General features: G+C 40.4%; 17 protein-coding genes. 16 read left to right on the top strand and 1 reads right to left on the bottom strand.

What is annotated here, in order from left to right:
- Positions 1–7 precede the first annotated feature (7 nt).
- The 5 genes from GFH32_RS12340 to GFH32_RS12320 all read left to right on the top strand — a co-directional run bounded on the left by GFH32_RS12340 (position 8) and on the right by GFH32_RS12320 (position 8,243).
- Positions 8–1,183, top strand: coding sequence for a n-acyl-d-glucosamine 2-epimerase (locus tag GFH32_RS12340; RefSeq protein ID WP_153511892.1), 1,176 nt, complete (start codon positions 8–10; stop codon positions 1,181–1,183).
- A 179-nt stretch (positions 1,184–1,362) separates the two neighbouring features.
- A complete protein-coding gene (locus GFH32_RS12335) occupies positions 1,363–2,286 on the top strand; it encodes a bestrophin family protein (RefSeq protein ID WP_153511891.1) in 924 nt (307 codons plus the stop codon).
- Positions 2,287–2,582: 296 nt separating this feature from the next.
- On the top strand, positions 2,583–3,482 hold the full coding sequence (locus GFH32_RS12330) for a dihydrodipicolinate synthase family protein (protein WP_153511890.1): 900 nt from the start codon (positions 2,583–2,585) through the stop codon (positions 3,480–3,482).
- A gap of 86 nt (positions 3,483–3,568) precedes the next feature.
- The gene (locus tag GFH32_RS12325; RefSeq protein ID WP_153513072.1) at positions 3,569–6,721 is read left to right on the top strand and encodes a SusC/RagA family TonB-linked outer membrane protein; all 3,153 of its coding nucleotides are present in this window, start codon (positions 3,569–3,571) and stop codon (positions 6,719–6,721) included.
- Between the two features lie 10 nt (positions 6,722–6,731).
- The gene (locus tag GFH32_RS12320) at positions 6,732–8,243 is read left to right on the top strand and encodes a RagB/SusD family nutrient uptake outer membrane protein (RefSeq protein WP_228384126.1); all 1,512 of its coding nucleotides are present in this window, start codon (positions 6,732–6,734) and stop codon (positions 8,241–8,243) included.
- Positions 8,244–8,549: 306 nt separating this feature from the next.
- Here GFH32_RS12320 and GFH32_RS12315 read toward each other — a convergent pair whose 3' ends face one another.
- The gene (locus tag GFH32_RS12315; RefSeq protein ID WP_228384125.1) at positions 8,550–9,206 is read right to left on the bottom strand and encodes a FadR/GntR family transcriptional regulator; all 657 of its coding nucleotides are present in this window, start codon (positions 9,204–9,206) and stop codon (positions 8,550–8,552) included.
- Positions 9,207–9,427: 221 nt separating this feature from the next.
- On the opposite strand from GFH32_RS12315, the gene GFH32_RS12310 reads away from it, so the two are divergent.
- From GFH32_RS12310 to GFH32_RS12260, 11 genes are read left to right on the top strand one after another with little or no spacing between them, the layout of a single operon-like run.
- Positions 9,428–10,555 carry a sialidase family protein gene (locus GFH32_RS12310; RefSeq protein WP_153511888.1) on the top strand — a complete coding sequence of 376 codons (1,128 nt, stop codon included), beginning with the start codon at positions 9,428–9,430 and terminating at the stop codon, positions 10,553–10,555.
- Between the two features lie 37 nt (positions 10,556–10,592).
- Positions 10,593–11,495, top strand: a complete 903-nt coding sequence (locus GFH32_RS12305; protein ID WP_153511887.1) for a succinylglutamate desuccinylase/aspartoacylase family protein — start codon at positions 10,593–10,595, stop codon at positions 11,493–11,495.
- Positions 11,496–11,497: 2 nt separating this feature from the next.
- The gene (locus tag GFH32_RS12300) at positions 11,498–12,307 is read left to right on the top strand and encodes an SDR family NAD(P)-dependent oxidoreductase (protein WP_153511886.1); all 810 of its coding nucleotides are present in this window, start codon (positions 11,498–11,500) and stop codon (positions 12,305–12,307) included.
- A complete protein-coding gene (locus GFH32_RS12295; RefSeq protein WP_153511885.1) occupies positions 12,304–13,407 on the top strand; it encodes a pyridoxal-phosphate dependent enzyme in 1,104 nt (367 codons plus the stop codon). The genes GFH32_RS12300 and GFH32_RS12295 overlap by 4 nt, the downstream gene beginning before the upstream one ends.
- Positions 13,408–13,413: 6 nt before the next feature.
- A complete protein-coding gene (locus GFH32_RS12290) occupies positions 13,414–13,791 on the top strand; it encodes a RidA family protein (protein WP_153511884.1) in 378 nt (125 codons plus the stop codon).
- Positions 13,792–13,796: 5 nt separating this feature from the next.
- Entirely contained in the window at positions 13,797–15,278 is a 1,482-nt protein-coding gene (locus tag GFH32_RS12285; protein WP_153511883.1) for a M81 family metallopeptidase, read from the top strand.
- Entirely contained in the window at positions 15,268–17,001 is a 1,734-nt protein-coding gene (locus tag GFH32_RS12280; RefSeq protein WP_160366809.1) for an aldo/keto reductase, read from the top strand. The genes GFH32_RS12285 and GFH32_RS12280 overlap by 11 nt, the downstream gene beginning before the upstream one ends.
- Before the next feature lie 2 nt (positions 17,002–17,003).
- Positions 17,004–17,792, top strand: a complete 789-nt coding sequence (locus GFH32_RS12275; protein ID WP_153513070.1) for an SDR family NAD(P)-dependent oxidoreductase — start codon at positions 17,004–17,006, stop codon at positions 17,790–17,792.
- 13 nt (positions 17,793–17,805) lie between these two features.
- Entirely contained in the window at positions 17,806–18,909 is a 1,104-nt protein-coding gene (locus tag GFH32_RS12270) for a Kelch repeat-containing protein (protein WP_160366808.1), read from the top strand.
- Between the two features lies 1 nt (position 18,910).
- Positions 18,911–20,209 (top strand): aspartate aminotransferase family protein, encoded by a 1,299-nt coding sequence (locus tag GFH32_RS12265; protein ID WP_153511880.1) that lies wholly within the window; start codon positions 18,911–18,913, stop codon positions 20,207–20,209.
- Positions 20,210–20,246: 37 nt separating this feature from the next.
- Complete coding sequence (locus GFH32_RS12260; protein ID WP_153511879.1) at positions 20,247–21,500, top strand: MFS transporter; 1,254 nt, start codon at positions 20,247–20,249, stop codon at positions 21,498–21,500.
- Positions 21,501–21,513: the final 13 nt, after the last annotated feature.

Genomic DNA, 21,513 nt, shown 5'->3' with positions numbered 1-21,513 from the left:
AAAAGATATGATGGATTTTGTGAATAAGTATAAACAGGAACTGCTGCAGAATGTCCTTCCATTTTGGACGAAGAATTCGAACGATAATGAATTTGGAGGATACTTCACCTGTTTAGATCGCGAAGGTCGCGTTTTTGAAACCGATAAGTTTATGTGGTTGCAAGGACGTCAAATTTGGACTATGGCGACAATGTATAACGAAGTGGAGCAAAATGCAGAGTGGAAGGCAATGGCGATCCAAGGGGCAGAGTTTATCTTGAAGAATGGAAGAGATGCACAAGGAGATTGGTATTTTGCTTTAGACCGCACAGGAAAACCTCTAGTGCAGCCCTATAATATCTTTTCAGATTGTTTCGCAACCATGGGCTTAAGTGCCTTATACAAAATCGAAAATAAAGACGAGTATGCGCAAGTCGCGGTAGATACGTTTAATCGAATTCTAGAGCGTCGTGACAACCCGAAAGGAAAATACAACAAACAATTCCCGAATACCCGCTCCCTTAAAGGGTTTTCTTTACCTATGATTCTTAGTAATCTAGCACTGGAATTAGAACACATAATCGATAAGCAAACTGTCGATCGTTTGATCGATGAGGTAATGCATGAAGTGATGGAAGTGTTTTATCAAAAGGATACCGGGCTTATCATGGAGAGTGTTAATCTTGATGGATCGTTTTCCGACACATTCGAAGGGCGTTTGGTGAATCCAGGTCATATTATCGAGGCTATGTGGTTTATGATGGACCTAGCTATACGTAGAGAAGATGGTGAATTGATGAACCGCTGTATTGACATTGCGATCCGTGCGCTAAACTATGGATGGGATAACGAGTTTGAAGGTATTCTTTATTTCAAGGATATATTAGATAAGCCACTTCTACAATTAGAGTGGGATCAGAAATTATGGTGGGTACATCTTGAGGCGCTTGTATGTATGGCAAAAGGTTATGCGTATACAGGACGTCAAGATTGTAAAGAATGGTTTGAGAAGTTGGATAACTATGCATTCAACAGATTTAGCGATCCAGAATTCGGCGAGTGGTACGGATACCTGAATCGTCAAGGAAATCCATTACTAACGCTAAAAGGTGGTAAATGGAAAGGATGTTTTCACGTTCCTAGAGCCTTATATAAAGTCTATAGTACATTAGAACAAACAGAGAACGCATTATTCGTTCGATAAAAATTCCATATTAGTTAAATTAGTTTTCATGTAAACCCTCGATCTCAAGTCGAGGGTTTCTAGTTTTATATAAGTCAAATTTAACAAACACTAGGCTCAACAATACGAGACTATCTCTTTCGATAAAAAAGGTGTTATATTTGTTTCGATCAAATCAATATGCCTCGAGAATTCGCCTCATGATTGTACGTAAAAAAGAAAATTGGTTTAGGATGTTATTTATCTGGGAAGGCTCCGTACTACCTAGAGTGTTGCCTCGTTTAATCCTCATTTTTATACTTTCTGTACTTGTGGTTTATTTCCATGGAACGTTGCTTGATTATAAGGTTCCACTCAATCCAGCACCCTTTACACTATTTGGCTTCGTCTTAGCATTATTTCTAGGTTTTAGAAATAACGCTAGCTATGATCGATTTTGGGAGGGACGTAAACTCTGGGGCGCATTGCTCAACGTTTCTCGAGCCCTAACACGTCAGGTAATTACCTTAACTAATGGATACCTTAGTAAAGAAGAAATTCTCGTTTTCCTGAATCTAAATATTGCTTTTATATATGCCTTGAAGCATCAATTACGTGGTAGTGATGCAGGTGCTGATTTGGAAATTCATTTGTCTGAACTGCACGTTAAACGCGCAAAGGAAGCAAAGTATAAACCAGCAGTCATTATGCAACTGATGGGCGAGTGGTTACAGGACATTAGAGCCAAGCAGTATATTGATAGTATACAGCAGGCTCGAATTGACGAAAATCTGGATAAGTTATCCGATATTCTTGGTGGTTGTGAACGAATTGCATCCACTCCAATTCCTTACAGCTATTCTGTTTTACTTCATCGAACCGTCTACATCTATTGTTTCTTATTACCTTTTGGATTAGTAGATAGCTTAAGTTGGTTCACACCATTTATCGTCTCTTTTATTGCCTACACGTTTGTCGCGTTTGAAGCCATTGCAGACGAAATTGAAGAACCTTTCGGAAGCGAAGCCAATGATTTAGCATTAAATGCTATGAGTAAGATGATTGAAGAAACCTCCTTGGAAATGGCAGGGCATAAGGCACATATCAATCATGAAGATCATCCCAATTTGAAGATTATAGATTAACCATACTTTCTTTTCGCAGTACCTTTTCTCATCTTAAATGGTCTTATTTAAAGGCCAATCAAACGCTTTTAAACGACAGGTTTTTCATGCCCTGTTTGATTTAAAAAGCCCTTGTTATGACGTAATGTAGGTCAATTTACCATTGGCGAGCTACGCCAATCATCGTAACACCTTCCCAGCATTCCAATTAAAAAATATTATTCGATTCATTTTTTTATTTGAAAACCTTGTTTATATTTACATATGTAATACATATTAATGTATTCGAATAACCAATAAAAACAAAATACTTATAAATGAATAATCAAACGCAATTCAAAGGGCTATGGCCAGCGCTATTTACACCTGTCTCCGAAAACGAACGACCTAATTTTGCACAGCTAGAGAAGTTATGTGATACATTAGTAACACAAGAGGTTGATGGCCTTTACGTGCTAGGATCTACCGGACAAGGAATCTTGTTTAATGATGAAGATAGAAAGCAAGTATTAGAGACGGTTTTGACGGTTGTCAAAGGGCGTATTCCCGTGATGGTACAAGTGGGCACATTAGCGACGAGAGATGCTTGTAAACTTGCTGAACATGCCTCAGAAGTAGGTGCAGCTGCAGTATCTTCTGTTGGACCTATTTATTTTGGAGGCGGACCAAAAATGGCTTTACACCATTATTCTGAAATAGCTAAAGCGGGACAATTGCCCTTCTTTCCCTATCAGCTAGGTAACAATTCGATACCCGGAAATTTCGAGGATTTTATTGCTGCAGTATTAGAAATCCCATTTATTGAGGGGATGAAATTAACCACCGGTAATATGCTAGAAATTAGTCGTATCCATAATATCGCAGGAGATAAATTGAAGTTGTTTAGCGGAGCGGATGAGCTGATTTGTCAAGCTGCGTTATCCGGTACAGTTGGTGCGATAGGTACATTTTACAATCTATGGGGAGCAGAATGTAAATATGTGCTTAATAAATTCAAAGCGGGCGATTTCGAACTTGCACGTCGTTTTATGTTAGAGTTTCAGCGCATAATCGAATATGTATTGCCGAATATTTGGACCTTCTTAAGAGTTGCCATGCAGCAAAAATATCAAATCGATATCGGTGATACCGTTGCACCTTTGGCCAAAGGACAGGGTACTTGGGATGCTGAGGAAGTAAGAAAAATATTGAACCAATTAGAGTCTACATTAAAATAATCATCAACGCAAAGACCTAATGAAATAACCAAGATTAAATAAACTCAAATAAATGAATTATGAAAATCAATGAGAAGTTTTACAAAATGACGCTAACTTTTCTTCTTGTGGTATTGGTCAATCTGGCATTTGCCCAAACCGCTATCAAGGGGAAAGTGACCGATGAAAGCGGGACGGTGCTCTCAGGGGTTACCGTTACTGAAAAAGGAACCAACAACGCGATTTCAACAGATGAAAGTGGAGCCTTTAATTTAACTGTCAAATCGAATTCGGCAATTTTGGTGTTCAATTATATCGGCAAGCAACCTAAGGAAGTGCCTGTAGGAAGTCAATCGACAATCAATGTAACGCTCGCCGACGATAATACAAGTGTAGGTGAAGTTGTTGTAGTTGGCTACGGTACGCAGTCTAGAGAAACATTAACAACCTCTATTTCGAAACTCGATAAAAAAGTGTTGGAGAATGTACCCTTGGCAAACGTGGCAAGTGCTTTACAAGGAACCTTACCGGGTGTTCGCGTTCAAAGCACTTCCGGACAACCAGGTGCCGCTCCACGTGTCATAGTACGCGGCGGAACTTCAATTAATAATCCCAATGGTGCATCACCTTTATACATTGTCGATGGAATCTTGCGCTCAGATATCAATAATATTAACGCAAATGATATTGAGTCACTTCAGGTTTTAAAAGATGCGGCCTCCACTGCGATTTATGGTGCGCGTGGTGCTAATGGGGTTGTCTTAGTGACAACAAAATCTGGTAAAGAAGGAAAAGTACAAGTTGATTATGGTTATGATCGAGGATTCTCTAACGTGCAGAAAAAGTTTGACCTGCTTGGAGGTCGTGATTATATTTACTTCCAGCGCTTGGGTATTGCAGCTAGAGCAAACCAAGATCCTACGCAATTGACAAAGCTCGGCTTAGCAACTAGCGGTGGTGCAGGGAATGATTTAACCAATAAAACAGCCTTTACAACGCAATATTTAACAGATGCAAATAAGCATAAGTTAAATGAGGGTTGGGAAAGCATGCCAGATCCAATCGATCCATCGAGAACGATTATTTTTAAAAGTACCGATTATCAAGATGTACTTTTTAATACAGGTAATACAAACAACCACAACCTATCGTTCGCTGGCGGAAGTGAAAAAGCGAAGTTTAATCTAGGAATGGGGTATTTAGACAATGAGGGGATTGCGCTAGATACCGATTACAAAAGACTTTCTGTAAACTTAAATGGTGAAGTACAAGCTGCCGAAAACTTGACTGTATTTGGACGTTTGCTTTATTCTAATATGCGCAATAAGTCTGTATTCGGTACAGAAAACAATATGTTCGGACGTTCACTAGCCTTGCCTCCAGTTGCTAAATATACTTTTGAAGACGGATCTTTAGCACCAGGGATTGGTAGTACGATTGGTAATCCAGAATACTACTTAGGTAAGATTGATTCCAAGAATAGCAATGATAACTTAACGATTTCTGTTGGCGGTAAATGGGATATTCTTCCAGGATTGGACTTTTCTCCGCAGTTTTCGCTATACCAAGTAACAACAGATAATAGATTCTTCCAACAAGCCTACTACAATGGGGTAAGTACATATGTAGATGCTCGCGACGCGAGTGCTGGTTTTACGAAGCTTCAACAACACCAAGCTGATGGAGTATTTACTTATAAAACGAATATCCATGAAAAGCACGATATCGAAGCAAAAGTAGGTTTTTCGTACTTCCAAAATGTAAACTCTAGCATTGCTGCCGCAGGCCGTAAAGCTGCGACAGATTTAATTCCAACATTAAATGGATCCGCAGAGGCTGTATCTGTCAACGGAACAGAAACGCAAATGCGAATCATTGGTTACTTTACCAGAATAAACTATAATTATTTGCAGAAATATTTACTTTCTTTCAATCTCCGCTATGATGGGGCTTCCAATTTAGGGGACACGAAATGGGGATTCTTTCCAGGTATTTCTGCTGGATGGAACGTACATAACGAACCGTTTTGGTCTGATATCAAGAACACCGTGTCGCAATTTAAACTTAGAGCAAGTTATGGTGTGAATGGAAATATTGGCGCATTAGGCCCATATGATGCTCAGGGACAGTATTCTGTAGGTCAACGTTATGCCGGCTCAGCAGCCATTATGAACAATACACTAGCTAATCCTGAACTGACTTGGGAAGAGTCGAAAACTCTAAACTTTGGTACAGACATGGGTTTCTTTAATGGAAGATTAAACCTGATGGTCGACGTTTATCGTCGTGTGACGGACAACTTATTAACCAGCATGGCATTACCGCATTCTACTGGATTTGCTAGTATATTAACCAACTTAGGAAGTTTAGAAAATAGAGGTGTCGAGCTGGAATTAACCGCTGGCATTTTACGTGATAGCTCTCCTTTGCGTTGGAACGTTTCGTTAAATTCTGCACATGTTAAAAACAAAATTAAGAGTTTACCAGCCAACGGTGTTGAGTTTAATCGTATTGGCGGGGATTATGTTTATGTGCCTTCAAAAGGGGATTATGCATGGGTAGGTGGTTTACAGGAAGGTGGAAAACCGGGCGATTTATATGCTTACCATCAGCTAGGAATCTATGCGACTGATGAAGATGCGGCAAAAGGACCAAAAGACCTGATGGTGCCATTAACGGATAAAACTAAATTTGGCGGTGATGTGAATTGGGAAGATTTAGATGGAAATGGGGAGATTGATTCTCGCGACCGTGCTTTTGTCGGAAATATATATCCGACATGGACGGGTGGTTTTACCAATTCATTTGCTTATAAGAATGTAGGTTTATCCGTGCGTATGGACTATACAACCGGACACACTATTTACAACTATACTTTAGCAACAAGTGTAGGTCAATTTCAAGGAGAAAATGGCTTATCAACCTTATTATTAAATTCTTGGCAGAAGCAGGGTGATGTAACTGATGTACCACGTGTGTATTGGGCAGATCAACAGGCGCGCAGTAATATTTTCCGTGGAAACTCTTACTATTATGAGAAAGGTGATTATCTAGCTTTACGTGAGGTAACCCTAAGTTATACGTTGCCCGAGTCACTAATTGCTCCATTGAAAATCAGTCAATTGAGATTCAATGTGACAGGATCTAATCTTCATTATTTCACTAAGTATAGAGGGTTAAATCCAGAAGAAGGAGGAACTGATAACGGTCGTTATCCGATTCCAAGAACAATAGTTATTGGTGCTAATTTGACATTTTAAGTTTAAGACCATGAAGATGAAAGTAAAAAATCTATTAACATATAGTGCAGTGCTATTGATGTCAATGGCTTCTTGCACAAAAACATTAGAATTGGATCCTGTTAGTCAAATTTCTAACCAGTCCTTTTGGAAATCCGAAGCCGACGTTACAGGCGCATTGAATGGCATGTATGTTCGATTACGTGGACAAGCGATAGGCAACCTGTTCGCCTGGGGTGAATTACGAGCAGAAACAATGGACCGTAGTCTTGCCGGTGCAGCAGGTTTGCAGGTGTTTTATTTTAATGAGTTAGATCGTGCAAATGTAGGAACTGCAGCCGGTAACGGAATGGTTAATTCAACTTGGCAAGGAATGTACACGGTCATTCACGATGCCAATTTGCTATTGAAATTCGCACCAGGAATTACATATTCTTCTGATGCAGTTAAAAATCAAGTCCTAGCGGAAGCCTATACCATGCGTGCATACGCTTATTTCGTATTGACTAAAACTTGGGGAGCATTGCCAATCGTTACGGACCCAACCGAAGGTTATAAGCCCGAAGTGATTATGAAAGAGCGCTCCTCGAAAGAAGAAGTCATGAAGCTCATCAAATCGGATATGGAAGCGGCATTAAGTCTCTATCCAAACTCGAATTTCAAAACAGGTAGAAATATGTGGTCGAAACCTGCTACCTATGCGTTGAAAGCCGAAGTAAACTTGTGGACAGGAAAAACAATGGGAGGGGGAGCAAATGACTTCCAAGCAGCTTTGACGTCGATTGCAGAAATTGAAAAAAGCGATGTCGCTTTATTGGACAATTACGCTTCGATTTTTGATTACGAAAACAAAGGAAATAAGGAAGTGCTGATGGCGGTTCGATTCCAAGACTTGGAAGCTGGAGATAATATTTTTGCTAACATCTATATGTCTGGCGCTTATATGACTTCCGCAGCAGATCAAGCCTCAAAAGATAAGTTGGGCGTACTCGGTGGACTCCCAATTATGGCGATGAGTCAGCTTGCACGCAATCAGTTTACACTCGATGATCAACGTCGGGATGCGACCTTTATTGAAGTCAATATTCCAAAAGCAGGTGGCGGAACAGAGGTCTTTGCTTCAGCTGTATCGAAATTTAGCGGAACAGTAATTGGTGGTAATCGTCGTTTTATTGATGATATCATTCTTTACCGTTATGCAGATGTTTTATTAATGAAGGCAGAAGCGCAAAACGCTTTAAATCAAGACCCAACGGAAGCTATCAATAAAGTTCGTAAAAGAGCCTATGGAGCGAATTATTCAAATCACATCTATGTACATAGCTCGGCTACGCTGGCCAATGATGCAATCTTAAAAGAGAGATTATTGGAACTGGCAGTAGAAGGAAAACGTTGGTGGGATTTGATTCGTTTCGACAAAGCCTTTGATCTTGTGCCATCACTACAGGCGAAAAAAGGTAAAGACTATTTAAAGTTGTTCCCGATTGCTGAGACGACTTTAAGTTTGGAGCCTAAAATTCAACAAAACGAAGGTTATTTATAGTATATTTTCCATTTATTTTTCAAAAAGAGCCGCTTTCACAAGCGGCTTTTTTTGTCAGCGTTTCTCAGGCTATCTTAGATTGAACTTGTATTAATCATCCTAATGCTTTAGTCCTATCATATACGGACCTTCAACCTTCTCGATCGTAAATGATGGGTTGAGCTACGACTAAGCTACGTTGAAAGTAGGCTTCAGGTCTAAGGAAAATATGAAATATGTCAAAGTGGAAGATAGCCTAAAAACCAAATAGAAAAGGGGATGTACTTAATACATCCCCTTTAGCTTTGTTCTAATTATTATGCTTAATTATTTGATCTGTTCGAAATATTGAATCAAGTGTTTGTACATCGCTTGTCTGAAATCCTCAACGGTACCATCTTTCAAAATCTTAATTAAGACTTTATGCGAAACATAATCTTCTGTTTGTTCTTGACTGCGAATATGTAACGTGTTTTTCATGTAATCGAATACAGGCATCAAGATTCGTTGAAAGCGTTCAATTGTATGGTTACCGGAAATTTTATATAGGGTACTGTGGAATTCGATATCTAGTTTTAGGGATTCATTGATGGTTTTTGCATTCGCTTCTTTCTCAATGATTTCCTCTAATTTCTTGATGCTCTCATCGTTCTTACGGACGTACAATAAATCGACAATCCCCATTTCAATGACTAAACGTAGTTCGAAAAAGTCCTGCATGGTGTCCTGATTTAACAATCGAGGATTCATCACCACATTCATGTTTTGTAAGACGTCAGGCTCGGTCATTACCATGCCTCTGTTCTTTTTAGATTCGATAAGTCCTAAGGTTTTAAAGCGTGTTAATGCTTCGCGCATTGCTGTACGACTAACGCCCATGGCTTCGGCTAGTTCGATTTCTTTTGGAATAGAATCTCCAGGTAAGAAGTTCTCATTTCGAAAATAATCGTGCAAGTTCATCTCGATTCGGTCGACTTGCGTCATGTTTTCAATCGGTTTTATCCCCTGTAGTTTCATTTTAAGAATTTGTTGTTGTCTAGCCAACAAATATAAGTAATACTTATTTTATATCTTCTGTTTTTTTATGGACAGAAACCTACGTTTTGAATCTATTTTTTTTGCGAAAAGGCTTGCGATCTAACAAAATATTCCCTAGTTTAGATTTTAATATGTAGTACATATCTACAATAACCAAATAGATCATTATGAAAAAACACTTCTTTGCCATTTGCTTGGCCGTATGCTCATTGAGTTTTGCAGGAACTGCGGACGCTCAAGCTCAACAAGTGCCCCATTTAAAGAATAATGTTGTACTTAAACTCGCACCTAGTCAAACCAATCCTCGTAATAGCGAAGGTTCATTCGTTACCTTAAAGGACGGTAGTATTTTATTTGTCTATTCTCACTACACTTCTGGCAATGGCGGGGACCATGATCCAGCATATTTGGCGAGTCGGATTTCAAAAGACGGTGGGAAAACGTGGACTGCATCGGATGAGCGTGTGCTCAACAATGAAGGTGGCATGAATGTGATGTCTGTTTCATTATTACGTTTGAAAAATGGAGAAATCGCGATGTTCTACCTACGTAAGAACACAACAGATGATTGTATCCCATATGTTCGCTTCTCGAAAGATGAAGCAAAGACATGGTCGGATCCAATCGCATGTATTCAAGATAAGCAAGGGTATTTCGTTTTAAATAACGATCGTGTTATTCAATTGAAAAATGGGCGTCTATTAATGGCGGTTGCATGGCACAAAAATCTGAACTCAGAGATGTCGGGAAATGGTAATCTATTCAGTTACTACTCGGATGATAATGGAAGAACATGGAAAGCTGGTTCTGAAGCATTGGCACCTAAAGGTATCATTACGCAAGAGCCAGGTGTGGTGGAATTGAAGAATGGCGATATTATGATGTTTATACGTGCTACAGGCGGTAAGCAATTAGTTTCTTATTCGAAAGATAAGGGTCAGAGCTGGACAGCTGCAGTAGCATACAACTTAGATTCTCCGCTGTCGCCAGCAAGTATAGAACGTATACCAAGTACCGGTGATTTATTTGCGATTTGGAATAACAATGACGGATCAAATAAAGAGACAAAAGGGGAGCGTACGCCATTGACGATTGCAATCTCTAAAGATGACGGAAAGACTTGGCAAAAAGTTAAAAATATTGAGATCGATCCTGACGGTTGGTATTGCTATATGGGTATTCATTTTGATAAAAAGAATGTGCTGTTATCGTATTGTGCAGGTAGCCAATCAGAGCGATCTCACCTAAACGTAACGGATATAGCTTTATTGAGTTTAAAAGATATATACAAATAAGACTGAAAAATAAGGGACAGGGATATACGTGAAAGCGATGAAAAATATAGAGCGATTAATTGAGATTCGGTCAGACGAAATTGGTCCTACGGTGCTCATATTGGCAGGTGTACATGGCGATGAATATGAGCCCATGATTGCAGCTGCACAATTGAAAGCATTTATAGGCAACAAGCTAAAGAAAGGAATCGTAAGAATCATGCCTATCGTCAATAGGAGCGCCTTCGAAATAGGCGCTCGTTGTGGCGAAGATGGTCTGGATTTGGCGCGTAGCTGTCCAGGTGACGCTAATGGTTCAATCACCATGCAATATGCAGCAAAGGCGGCTGGAGAGATTGAGAAATCCGACTATTTAATTGATTTACATACGGGAGGTCAGCTTTTTGATTTGTATCCTCTAGCAGGTTATATGCTACATGAGGATAAAGCGGTTCTAGCAAAGCAGCGTAAAATGGCCAGGGCATTTGGACTACCATTAATCTGGGGTACAGATCCTTTGCCGGAAGGACGAACATTGTCTGTTGCCCGCGATCATCAAATTCCTGCAATTTATGTAGAATTCGGTGGCCCGGGACCTGTTAGACCTAAAGTTATCGATGCTTATATCCAAGGTTGTTTGAATATACTCAGGGATCTAGATATGCTCGATTTTATTCCGAAAAGTAGAAAACGCCCGAAATATGTTGTCGAAGATCCTACCCCTGGAGGTGGTTATCTGCAGGGAAAAATGGCCGCTCCATACGACGCTGTGTTTAAACCGACCGTTCATGTGGGCGAACAGATAAAAGCTGGTGATCGCTGGGGAATTATCTACGATGTCGACATGTTAAACCCCAAAGATATTTTAGCAGATATGGATGGGATTGTCCTCTTTATACGTTCGATTCCCATCGTCAAGAAAGGGGAATCCCTCGGTGGAATTTTAAAAATAAAGTCATAGCTATGAAAAGAAGAGTAGCCATCATTACGGGGGCAGCTGGTGGAATAGGTCGCTCCTTAGTTCAACGATTTTTAGAGGAGGGCTATGCTTTAGCACTAATCGATCAATCGGAAGAGGATATGCATCATGCGAATCCATATCTAAGAGATTATGCTGATCAGACCTTACTTATCACGGGCGATTTAACCGATGATTTATTTTTAAAATCGATAGTAGAACAGGTACTTGACAAATGGAGTAGAATTGATGTGTTGATCAACAACGCAATTTGGCGAAAGGCAGAAAGCCTTGCGGAAAGCACATTGGAAGATTGGAACAAGACGATTGCAATTGGTATCACCGCACCTGCATTTCTTTCGAAATATGTCGTAGAAGCCATCATTCCACTCGGGCAGTCTTGTTGTATACTTAATCTTTCGAGCGTGATGTCAACTTTCGTCTCGGGTTATGCATCTGCTTATACGGTATGTAAAGGTGCGATAGAGAGCTTAACCTATGAATTGGCTACGTTATACGGACCAAAAGGGTTTCGAGCCGTTGCTATTCGCCCTGGAAGTGTTGATACCTCCTTATCTACAGATTACGAGGATCCAAGTGGCGATAATGTGAGTAGTCATATTCAGCGCGAAGTAGAAAATCGGACAGCCTTAAATCGATCTGCAAAAGCGATAGAAATTGCTGAAGCACTTGTTTGGCTGGCCTCTGAAAAAGCAAGCTTTATTACTGGAACTTGCATCACCATAGATGGTGGATTGGAACATAATTTCAATCCTTACGATATCAAGAAATTACTTAAACCTAACCAGTTTTGAAAGGTATTTGGAAATACAAAGAATTACTTCAATCGGTAAGTGAAGATTATCAGATAGCATTGGGAGAGGGAAATACCCCATTAGTCAAGTCAAGGCAGATTGGTAAAATTCTAGGCTTGGAAAATCTCTATTTTAAGTTGGAGAATCTCAACCCTAGTGGATCCTATAAAGATCGTTTTGCCGCGATGGCTGTAGCCTATGCGCAGGAGCAAGGGAAGAACGCCATTCTGGCGACTTCCAGTGGAAATACGGGTGCTGCTTTGGCTGCGTATTCGGCTGCGGCTAACATGAAATGCATCATTTGTTTGGTTGATGGAGCACCATTTGGGAAAGTCCAACAGATGGGGGTATACGGCGCAGAATTATTAATGATTAAGGATTTTGGAATCAATGATCATTGCACTGTTGAGGTGATGAATACGCTAAATGAACTTGCTGATAAACATGACTGTTCATTGGAGATTAGCGCTTATAAATTCTCTCCAAACGGAATGGAAGGCGTTCAAACAATTGCTTTCGAAATTGCTGACGAGCTAGAACAGGTCAATCAAGTCTTTGTTCCTGCTGGTGGCGGAGGTCTTTATTTATCGATCGTTCGCGGATTTGCGAAATGGAAGAATAAAGTAAATAAGGCTGTTTCTCCAACGCTGTTTTGTGTGCAACCGAAAGGAAATGATACCATTGCATCCGTATTACTTGGCGATCAGTTAGTACCTAAAGCAATAGCAAATAGCACGACAAAGATTTCGGGATTACAAGTCTCTTCTCTTTTGGATGTCGATGCCATTCTTGAAGAAAGTAAATCTACCGCTTGCGACGCCGCTTTGGTTGAGGATAAAGACGTTTTTGAATGTCAGAAAATGCTTGCGCAATTAGAAGGGATCTATTGCGAACCTGCCGGTGCTGTGGCATTAGCAGGTGTTAAAGAAGCATTAGCGGTGGGTAAAATAAAAGCAACAGATCATATCGTTTGCATCGTTACTGGGAATGGTTTCAAAGATCAACAGGCCCTTTCACGAATATATACAGAAGCAGATTGCTTATATGTTGATCAAACGCTTAACACAAAAGAAGAAATAATTAGAAAGATAGAAAAGTAAAGAATCATGGAAAAAGAATTTGTATTTGGAAAAGATGTACCTCAAAGTCACTTACCGTTTTCACCGGGCGTAAAATGTGGTCAGTTTTTGTTTATCTCTGGTCAGGCGTCTGTGGATATGGATGGAAAGATTGTTAACGACACGTTTGAGAATGAGTGTAGACGTTCTTTTGACAATCTAAAGCGTATCGTTGAAGCTGCGGGATTAACAATGGCCGATATTGTACAAGTACGTAATTATGTAGCTGAGGAGAAGGATTTGGTTAAGTTCAATGAGATTTATAGAGAGTATTTTTCTGCTCCTTTTCCAGCAAGAACGACATTAATTGGTTGTCTTGGTACTATTTTAAAGTTTGAAGTTGACGCAACGGCTTTTATTAAATAAAACCAATGAAGAAGCGCATTGCAATTGCTGGTATTTATCATGAATCGAATACGTTCAGTTCAATTCCCACCGAATGGGAAAATTTCACCAATGGACATATTTTTCGTGGACAAGAAATTATTGAACGATTTGAACATGCTCATCATGAGATTGCAGGTTTTCTTCAAGAAATACAAGCCGAGGAAATAGAAGTTGTACCGCTATTTGTGGCAGATGCAATTCCCTCTGGCACGATAAAGAAAGAGGTGGCATTAGGTTTAGCGAATGAGTTATGTGATGCGGTCCAATCTGCTTTGCCGCTCGATGGAATCTATTGTGTTGCTCATGGAGCAGCAGCCGCTGAGGAGATTCGCGATGTTGATGGTTACTGGATGACAGCGCTTCGTGCGATTGTTGGCGCTAATGTTCCAATGATGGCGAGTTTAGATCCACACGCCAATGTAAGCAATAAGATGATTGCTGCAACAGATGCAATGATATCCTATACAACAAACCCCCATCTCGATCAACGAGAGATCGGACAAAAGATTGCCAGATTGATGAAAGGGGTCGTTTTAGACGACTTATCGATCAAACAAGAACTGCTAATGCTTCCTGCTTCTCTCAGCTTAGAGCAACAGGAAACCAGTGTAGAACCCTGTCTTTCGATGTATAAAAAGATTGCTGATTTAACCAGGAATCTTCCCATACTTTCCCATAGCATTATCTTAGGTTTTCCATATGCTGATGTCGAGGAAATGGGAACTTCGCTCATCCTCGTGTCGGAGAATCAGTTTGATACAACTGCTTTGAAGCAACAAGCATTGGCTGTTTTTGAAAGTTATTACCCTCAATTTACGGGCAAACGCCTCCACATTCAAGAGGTAATCGACAATGAGGATTCGTACGCAAAACCGGTCTTGCTTTTAGATATGGGAGACAATGTTGGTGCTGGTGCTTTGGGAAATAGTTCCTATTTGTTAAAAGCACTAGAGGCCAATCGAAGTACTCATGGAATTATCGTTATCTATGATCCCCAAAAAGTACAAGAACTAAAAGATCTCGATATCGAAAGTTGGACAGAAATCATATTGGACGATCAAACTGCTGGAGATAGCATTCAAAACTATAAGGTTCAGATCTTAGAAGTTCGGGATGGATCGTTTTCTGAATTGACGCCAAGGCATGGAGGACAGACTTCTTACGATATGGGCAGGATTGTCTTGGTTAAAACGGAATTATGCAATTATATTCTGTTTACCAGTCTCCGCGTTCCACCTTTTAGTAGTCAGCAAATTGAGATTTTGAACCTTGATCTTAGCAAATTGAATTGGATTGTTGCAAAGGGCGTAAATGCGCCGATTGCTGCCTATCGTCCAATCTGCCCAGTTTATTTAAAGATTCAGACACCAGGCGAAAGCAATGCGGATGCGACGCAATATCAATACAAGTATAGACGACGTCCGATGTTGCCTTTCGAAGCACTTAATGTTAAATATGATGGATAGGAAAGATGTGTTGATCTCTAGCGATTTCTATACCGAAGGTCCATTATTCAATGCAAGTGGAGAACTCTTCGTGACGAACTTGTTGGGGAAGAAAATTCTTAAGTATCAAGGAGACGGTCGCTTTACAGAATGGGGAACTTGTACAAGCCCGAATGGACAGTTTATAGCGGCTGATCGTACACACTACGTATGTAATAGTTTAGCCGGTAGTGTTGAACGTTTTGATGCCGAGGGCAATCATTTAGAAACTTATTTTCAAGGCCTCGTTGAGGGATATCAGGTTGAATGTCCTAACGATCTTTGGGTAGGTGAGCAGGGTGTATATTTTACAGATTCGGTTAGAAAAACCGGGGCCATTGTATTCATTCCCAAGCATGGTCAAGCACAACTTATTGCGCGTAATTTGGATTATCCAAACGGCATTGTTTACGATGAAAAAGTAAACTGCCTTTATGTAGCAGAGAGTTTTAAAAATAGAATAATTAAAGTCAACCTTAACCAACCTGACCATCCGGTTAGTACCTTATTGGAGCTTCCAACGCATCCTTCATTGGATGAGACGAAGAATTTACCGGATGGTCTATTTTTAGAGAACAATACTTGGCTTTGGATTGCACATTATGGAATGGGACAATATCACCGTTACCACCTTAATACAGGACAATTAGAGAGCTTTGATAGCCAGATTACCTTGTGTAGTAATATCTGCGTTAGTCCTGAAACTATCGTATTGACAGGCGGCGAAGGTGAGCCAGGACCAGGAAAGGTTCGAATTATTCAACGTGAGCGAGGATCAGCTGTTAGCGATTTGAACATATCCAAACTGAGCCTAGGAACAGTTGCGTTAGGATTACCCTATGTCGTCTTTGATCAGGAAAACGCAAATTCTGAAAGCTCTGCAGAAGGACTAATCGTGCAAGCTCGTCGAATGGGGATTTCCTCTTTTGATACTGCTCGAGAGTATGGTACTGCTGAATCCTTACTAGGTCATGTAATCGAGACTGGTCAGCTAGAAGATGCGACTATTATATCAAAGTTTAAATGGACTAATGAAGCTTGTTTTGATTTTGAAAAGGCCTTGGCAGAATCAATTCAAAGTGTTGAAGAATCGCTAAACGAGTTAAAGCTTAAGAAACTACCCATCTGTCTTTTTCACATGGTCTCATCATTTGATATCTCCGCTGTGAAAGAAGTTTTGCCACGTGTTTTTGAGCATTTGAAAGGTAAGGGTTTAATTGAAACTGCTGGTGTGTCTGTTGATCATCCACTTGAGATTAAACACTTCTTGGACAATGATATATATCAGGCTTTTCAAATTCCAATTAACATTTTAGATCATCGTTTAACATCGACATCATTTTGGCAAGATCTTATCAAGCGTAAGAAAATCATCTTCGTGCGAAGTATCTATCTGAAAGGACTGTTGATGCAAGACCCTGAAAAATTAACGGGGAGTTTACAGTTGGCAACTCCATATTTGAGGCAACTTAAAGATTTGGCGGATAAAGCTCATATGTCTGTAAGCCAGATGTGCTTCTCCTACATCAGGGACCTGGAAGGCGTGAGTAGTGTGCTGATTGGACCTGATAAAGAAGAACAACTACTTGAAAACATTGCCTTGTTGGACGGCCCCAAAATACCTAAAGCAATATTTGATAAGATAATGCCTTTGTTTTTACAAATACCTGAAGACCTATTAACCCCACGACTATGGAAAATATAACGATGAAAAGATTCTTCCTAAACGGAAAAGTTGTCCTAATCACAGGAGGTACAGGTTTGTTTGGTAAACCGATGTCACTGGCACTAGCGCATGCTGGCGCGACAGTTCTTATTGCTTCAAGAAATCTAAAAGCATGTCAAGATTATGCTGATGAGTTGAATGCAGCAGGATATAAAGCGGCTGCCTTCCAACTTGACCTTTCAAATCAAGAATCGATTACCCAGTTAGTCAATGAAGTTCAATTATCATTTGGAAGAATTGATGTTTTGGTCAACAATGCGGTTACTAGGGAGGGATTTAAGAATCTTGCCGATATGACCAAGGAAGAATGGGAGCAATCGCAAACTATAAATAGTACAGGGCTTATGTTATTGACGCAAGCTGTCGTAGCAGGCATGCAAGAACGGAAAACTGGAAATATCATCAATATTGGCTCGATCCAAGGTACCGTCGGTCCAAACTTTCCAGTCTATGGAGATACCGGAATGACCAGTCCTATCAACTATACGTATGATAAGTGGGCGATGGTTGGATTTACTAAATGGATCGCTAATTATTACGGACGGTTTGGAATACGTTGTAATTGCTTAAGTCCTGGCGGTTATGGCCCTGGGGTTACGTCTTCATTTGGAGAGAACGAATTTGTTGATAACTACAAGCGTTTAACACCACTGGGGCGTTTTGCTGACGATGATGATATTGCCGGACCAATTGTCTTCTTAGCTTCTGATGCATCTTCTTTCATTACCGGTCACAACTTACTGGTCGACGGTGGCTGGACAAGTTGGTAAAATGAACAAGCCTATGAAAAAAATTATAACACTAATGATAGTATTTACGATGCTTTTACATACTGAGGAAAGTCAGTCACAAACTTTATTGCCTTCTTCTACGGAAGAAATAAGTCCGATACCCGATCCTTTAGGCTTTGCTGGCATGTATGCCGGGATGGTAGGGGACGAGCTTATAGCGGCTGGAGGAGCGAACTTCTTAGATAAGATGCCTTGGGAAGGCGGAAACAAGGCTTGGCACGATGATATATTTGTGTACTCGTTGCCCCATAAAAGTTGGGAGAAATTATCGTTAAAACTACCTAAAGCTTTAGCTTATGGAGTGGCTATATCTTACCAAGATGGCCTTGTTGTTTTCGGGGGCTCAGAGCAAGATAATGTACCGTCTAAAGCGGTCTATTATCTTCATAAAAAGGATAAAACATGGCATATTGAACATTGGGAAGATATGCCTATTGCGCTCGTAAATATGTGTGCAGAGCGGATAGGAGAGCAGGTGGTTTTCGCTGCTGGATCTGATAAACTGAATAGTATGCCTACGGATCAGGTGTTATTATTCGATTTGAAAAATCAAGTCTGGTCGGCTTTACCTACACTGCCAGCTGCTAAACGTATTAATGCTGTGAGTGCCAAGATCAATGGTCAGTTCTATCTTTTTACCGGTATCGAACTGGTTCCAGAAGCTGATGGTAAGATCAAAAGGAATATTTTGCAAGATGCTTATCGTTTAACACTAAGTAAAACAAATGACGGAATTACCTCCGGAACATGGGAGCGACTTGCTGATCTGCCACAAGGAATGGCTGCTGGACCATTAAGTGCTGCAGTGATTAAGAAAAGAAATCAAATAGTTCTTTTTGGCGGCTTAGATCATCAAACTGCTCAACATGCAGATCCGGTTACCCATCCAGGCTTTCTTCCTGATGTGCTTGCTTATGACATTAAAACCAACAGTTGGTCAGTATTAGGGAACTTAGATAAGAAACAAATCCGGTTGACATTACCGGCGGTACAACATGCTGATCAATATTACCTTATTTCTGGGGAAGTTGGCCCCGGCGTGCGCACCAACAGCATACTATCAATCCAATTAAATAAACTTAAATCAATTAAATAACATGAATAATTTCACTGAATCTAAAAAGCTACTTGACCGCGCTTCCAAAGTGTTAGCGGGCGGCGTGTCGTCAGAGTTCAGAAAATATAATCATCCTCATGCTATATTCTATAAAGAAGGCAAGGGGAGTAGATTGATCGATGTCGATGGTAATGAGTACTTAGATTTTACATTGAGTCAAGGCCCCCTGATTCTCGGGCATTCGCATCCACGTGTACTGGAAGCAGTGAATGCTTATTCGGATAAAGGGCAGCTTTATGCTGGGCAACATATTCAAGAGGTCCTGTTGGCAGAAAAAATATGTGAGCTAATCCCTTCAGCGGAGCTCATCCGATTTTGTCTTGATGGCTCTGAGGCCGTTCAAACTGCTTTCCGCGTAGCAAGAGCTAAAACAGGAAAGAACAAATTCTTGCGTTTTGAAGGTCATTATCATGGATGGTTAGATAATGTCGCTTGGGGAATTTCAACACCGAGTGTGGAAGCACTTGGCGATCGAGCTGAGCCGACAGCACATGTATGGTCGCAAGGCGTTTCGCCAGAGAGTCGTGATGAGTTTATCATTCTGCCATGGAACGATCTGGAACTTTTGAAAGAAACTGTGAAAAAGCATCATCATGAAATAGCCGCTATTATCACTGAACCGGTGATGTGTAATAATGGCTGTATTGCTCCTAAAGCTGGCTTCTTAGAAGGAATTCGGTCTTTATGTGATGAGTATAGTATCGCATTTATTTTGGACGAAGTTATTACTGGTTTCAGACTTGGACTAGGTGGAGCACAAACTCACTATCAGGTAACTCCTGATTTGTCAATTTTTGCAAAAGCAATGGGTAGCGGTTATCCAATCAGCGCCATCGTAGGGAAAACATCATGGATGGACTGTATTTCTAATTCGCAAGTAATTCACGCTGGCACGATGAATTCAAGCAATCCGACTATTGCAGCTTCCTTAGCGACAATCACTGTTCTGGAAGAAGAACAGCCTTACGAGCGTATGTTTTATTTGGGTAAGAAACTGATGAAAGGTATTGAAGAAGCAGCGGCAACATATAATCAAAATCTAAAGGTATTTGGCTTAGGTCCGATGTTCGTTACGCTTTTTACCGATTTAGATGAACTAGTTGACTACAGAGATACCTTGCAGAGCGACAAAGCAAAACTAGGGAAGTTTATCTCTACACTTCAAGATCACGGGATTCGCGTAATTGGTCGCGGTCTGTGGTACATCAGTGCTGTTCACACCGAAGCCGATATCGATCAAGCTATAATAGCCGTTAACGAAGTACTATCTGAAATGTAAAGATTATTCCAACACACAACCAACTTAAACTTAAATTATGAGCTTCTCTTTTGTGACCAAAGGTCCACCTAGTAAATTCCGTTCCTGGCTAATCGTCGGCCTTTTATTCATCATTGCCATGTTGAATTATATAGATCGTACGATGATTACCACCATGCGTACTTCCATTGTCGACTCTATTCCAATGAGCGATGCAGAGTTTGGATTATTGACTGCTGTTTTCCTTTGGGTTTATGGTTTCTTTAGTCCCTTTGCCGGTTATTTAGCCGATCGCTATAGCAGAAGCCGTGTTATTCTATTTAGCTTGTTTGTCTGGTCTTTGGTGACCTGGATGACTTCCTATGCATCAACATTTAACGAATTGCTGATTACCCGAGCATTGATGGGCATCAGTGAAGCCTGCTATATTCCAGCGGCATTGGCTTTGATTATGGACTACCATAAAGGGCCTACAAGATCCTTAGCAACGGGTGTTCATATGGCCGGTATTATGTTAGGGCAAAGCTTGGGGTTTGTTGGCGGCTGGCTAGCAGAAAATCACACTTGGAACTATGCTTTTACAATTTTTGGAATATTCGGAATGTGTTATGCTCTTGCGATGATTTTCTTAATCAAAGATGTGCCGAAAGCAGCAATTACAGCGGATTCAAATACAGTACCTAAAGTCAGATTTGTTGATTCCTTGAAAGTCCTTATAAGCAATCGATCGTTTTTATTTATCGTGGCCTTCTTTGGATTTATCTCTATTGTAGGCTGGTTAATTGTAGGCTGGCTCCCAACTTATTTTCAAGAAAAATTTAGTTTGACTCAAACGCAGGCTGGTGTTTATTCAACGGGCTATGTATTCACAGCAGCCATATTTGGGGTGCTATTCGGTGGTATGGTAACGGATATCTGGAGTAAGAAAAATTCTAAGGCGCGGATTTATATGCCTTTCATCGGCTTGTGCATTGCCGCCCCAGCCATATTTATGGCAAACTATTCCTATATACTTTCAATTTCGATTCTGTGCTTTATTCTGTATTCCTTCTGTAAGTCGTTTGTTGACACGAACACTATGCCGATTTTAAGTATGGTTGTCGAAGAGAAGTATAGAGCGACCGGTTATGGCATACTGAACTTTTGTGGAACTTTGGTCGGTGGATTAGGCCTCTATTTTGGTGGCGCACTACGTGACTCTAACATTGACCTACATACAATTTTTCAATTTGCATCTGGTATGATTATTCTATCGGCTGTATCCTTACTGTTCATAAAGCCGAATCAGAAGCTCGTTAATGCACAAAAATAAGCGGTAAGCACAG

It is taken from the genome of Sphingobacteruim zhuxiongii (assembly GCF_009557615.1).
Lineage (GTDB): Bacteria > Bacteroidota > Bacteroidia > Sphingobacteriales > Sphingobacteriaceae > Sphingobacterium > Sphingobacterium zhuxiongii.
The sequence above is the reverse complement of the archived record's forward strand: the minus strand, read 5'-3'. Positions and strand labels throughout refer to the sequence as shown.

Bases quoted from the DNA above. Each gene is read 5' to 3' on its own strand.
- GFH32_RS12340 (WP_153511892.1), top strand. From the start codon at position 8: ATGATGGATTTTGTGAATAAGTATAAACAGGAACTGCTGCAGAATGTC.
- GFH32_RS12335 (WP_153511891.1), top strand. From the start codon at position 1,363: ATGATTGTACGTAAAAAAGAAAATTGGTTTAGGATGTTATTTATCTGG.
- GFH32_RS12330 (WP_153511890.1), top strand. From the start codon at position 2,583: ATGAATAATCAAACGCAATTCAAAGGGCTATGGCCAGCGCTATTTACA.
- GFH32_RS12325 (WP_153513072.1), top strand. From the start codon at position 3,569: ATGACGCTAACTTTTCTTCTTGTGGTATTGGTCAATCTGGCATTTGCC.
- GFH32_RS12320 (WP_228384126.1), top strand. From the start codon at position 6,732: ATGAAGATGAAAGTAAAAAATCTATTAACATATAGTGCAGTGCTATTG.
- GFH32_RS12315 (WP_228384125.1), bottom strand. From the start codon at position 9,206: ATGACGCAAGTCGACCGAATCGAGATGAACTTGCACGATTATTTTCGA.
- GFH32_RS12310 (WP_153511888.1), top strand. From the start codon at position 9,428: ATGAAAAAACACTTCTTTGCCATTTGCTTGGCCGTATGCTCATTGAGT.
- GFH32_RS12305 (WP_153511887.1), top strand. From the start codon at position 10,593: ATGAAAAATATAGAGCGATTAATTGAGATTCGGTCAGACGAAATTGGT.
- GFH32_RS12300 (WP_153511886.1), top strand. From the start codon at position 11,498: ATGAAAAGAAGAGTAGCCATCATTACGGGGGCAGCTGGTGGAATAGGT.
- GFH32_RS12290 (WP_153511884.1), top strand. From the start codon at position 13,414: ATGGAAAAAGAATTTGTATTTGGAAAAGATGTACCTCAAAGTCACTTA.
- GFH32_RS12285 (WP_153511883.1), top strand. From the start codon at position 13,797: ATGAAGAAGCGCATTGCAATTGCTGGTATTTATCATGAATCGAATACG.
- GFH32_RS12280 (WP_160366809.1), top strand. From the start codon at position 15,268: ATGATGGATAGGAAAGATGTGTTGATCTCTAGCGATTTCTATACCGAA.
- GFH32_RS12275 (WP_153513070.1), top strand. From the start codon at position 17,004: ATGAAAAGATTCTTCCTAAACGGAAAAGTTGTCCTAATCACAGGAGGT.
- GFH32_RS12270 (WP_160366808.1), top strand. From the start codon at position 17,806: ATGAAAAAAATTATAACACTAATGATAGTATTTACGATGCTTTTACAT.
- GFH32_RS12265 (WP_153511880.1), top strand. From the start codon at position 18,911: ATGAATAATTTCACTGAATCTAAAAAGCTACTTGACCGCGCTTCCAAA.
- GFH32_RS12260 (WP_153511879.1), top strand. From the start codon at position 20,247: ATGAGCTTCTCTTTTGTGACCAAAGGTCCACCTAGTAAATTCCGTTCC.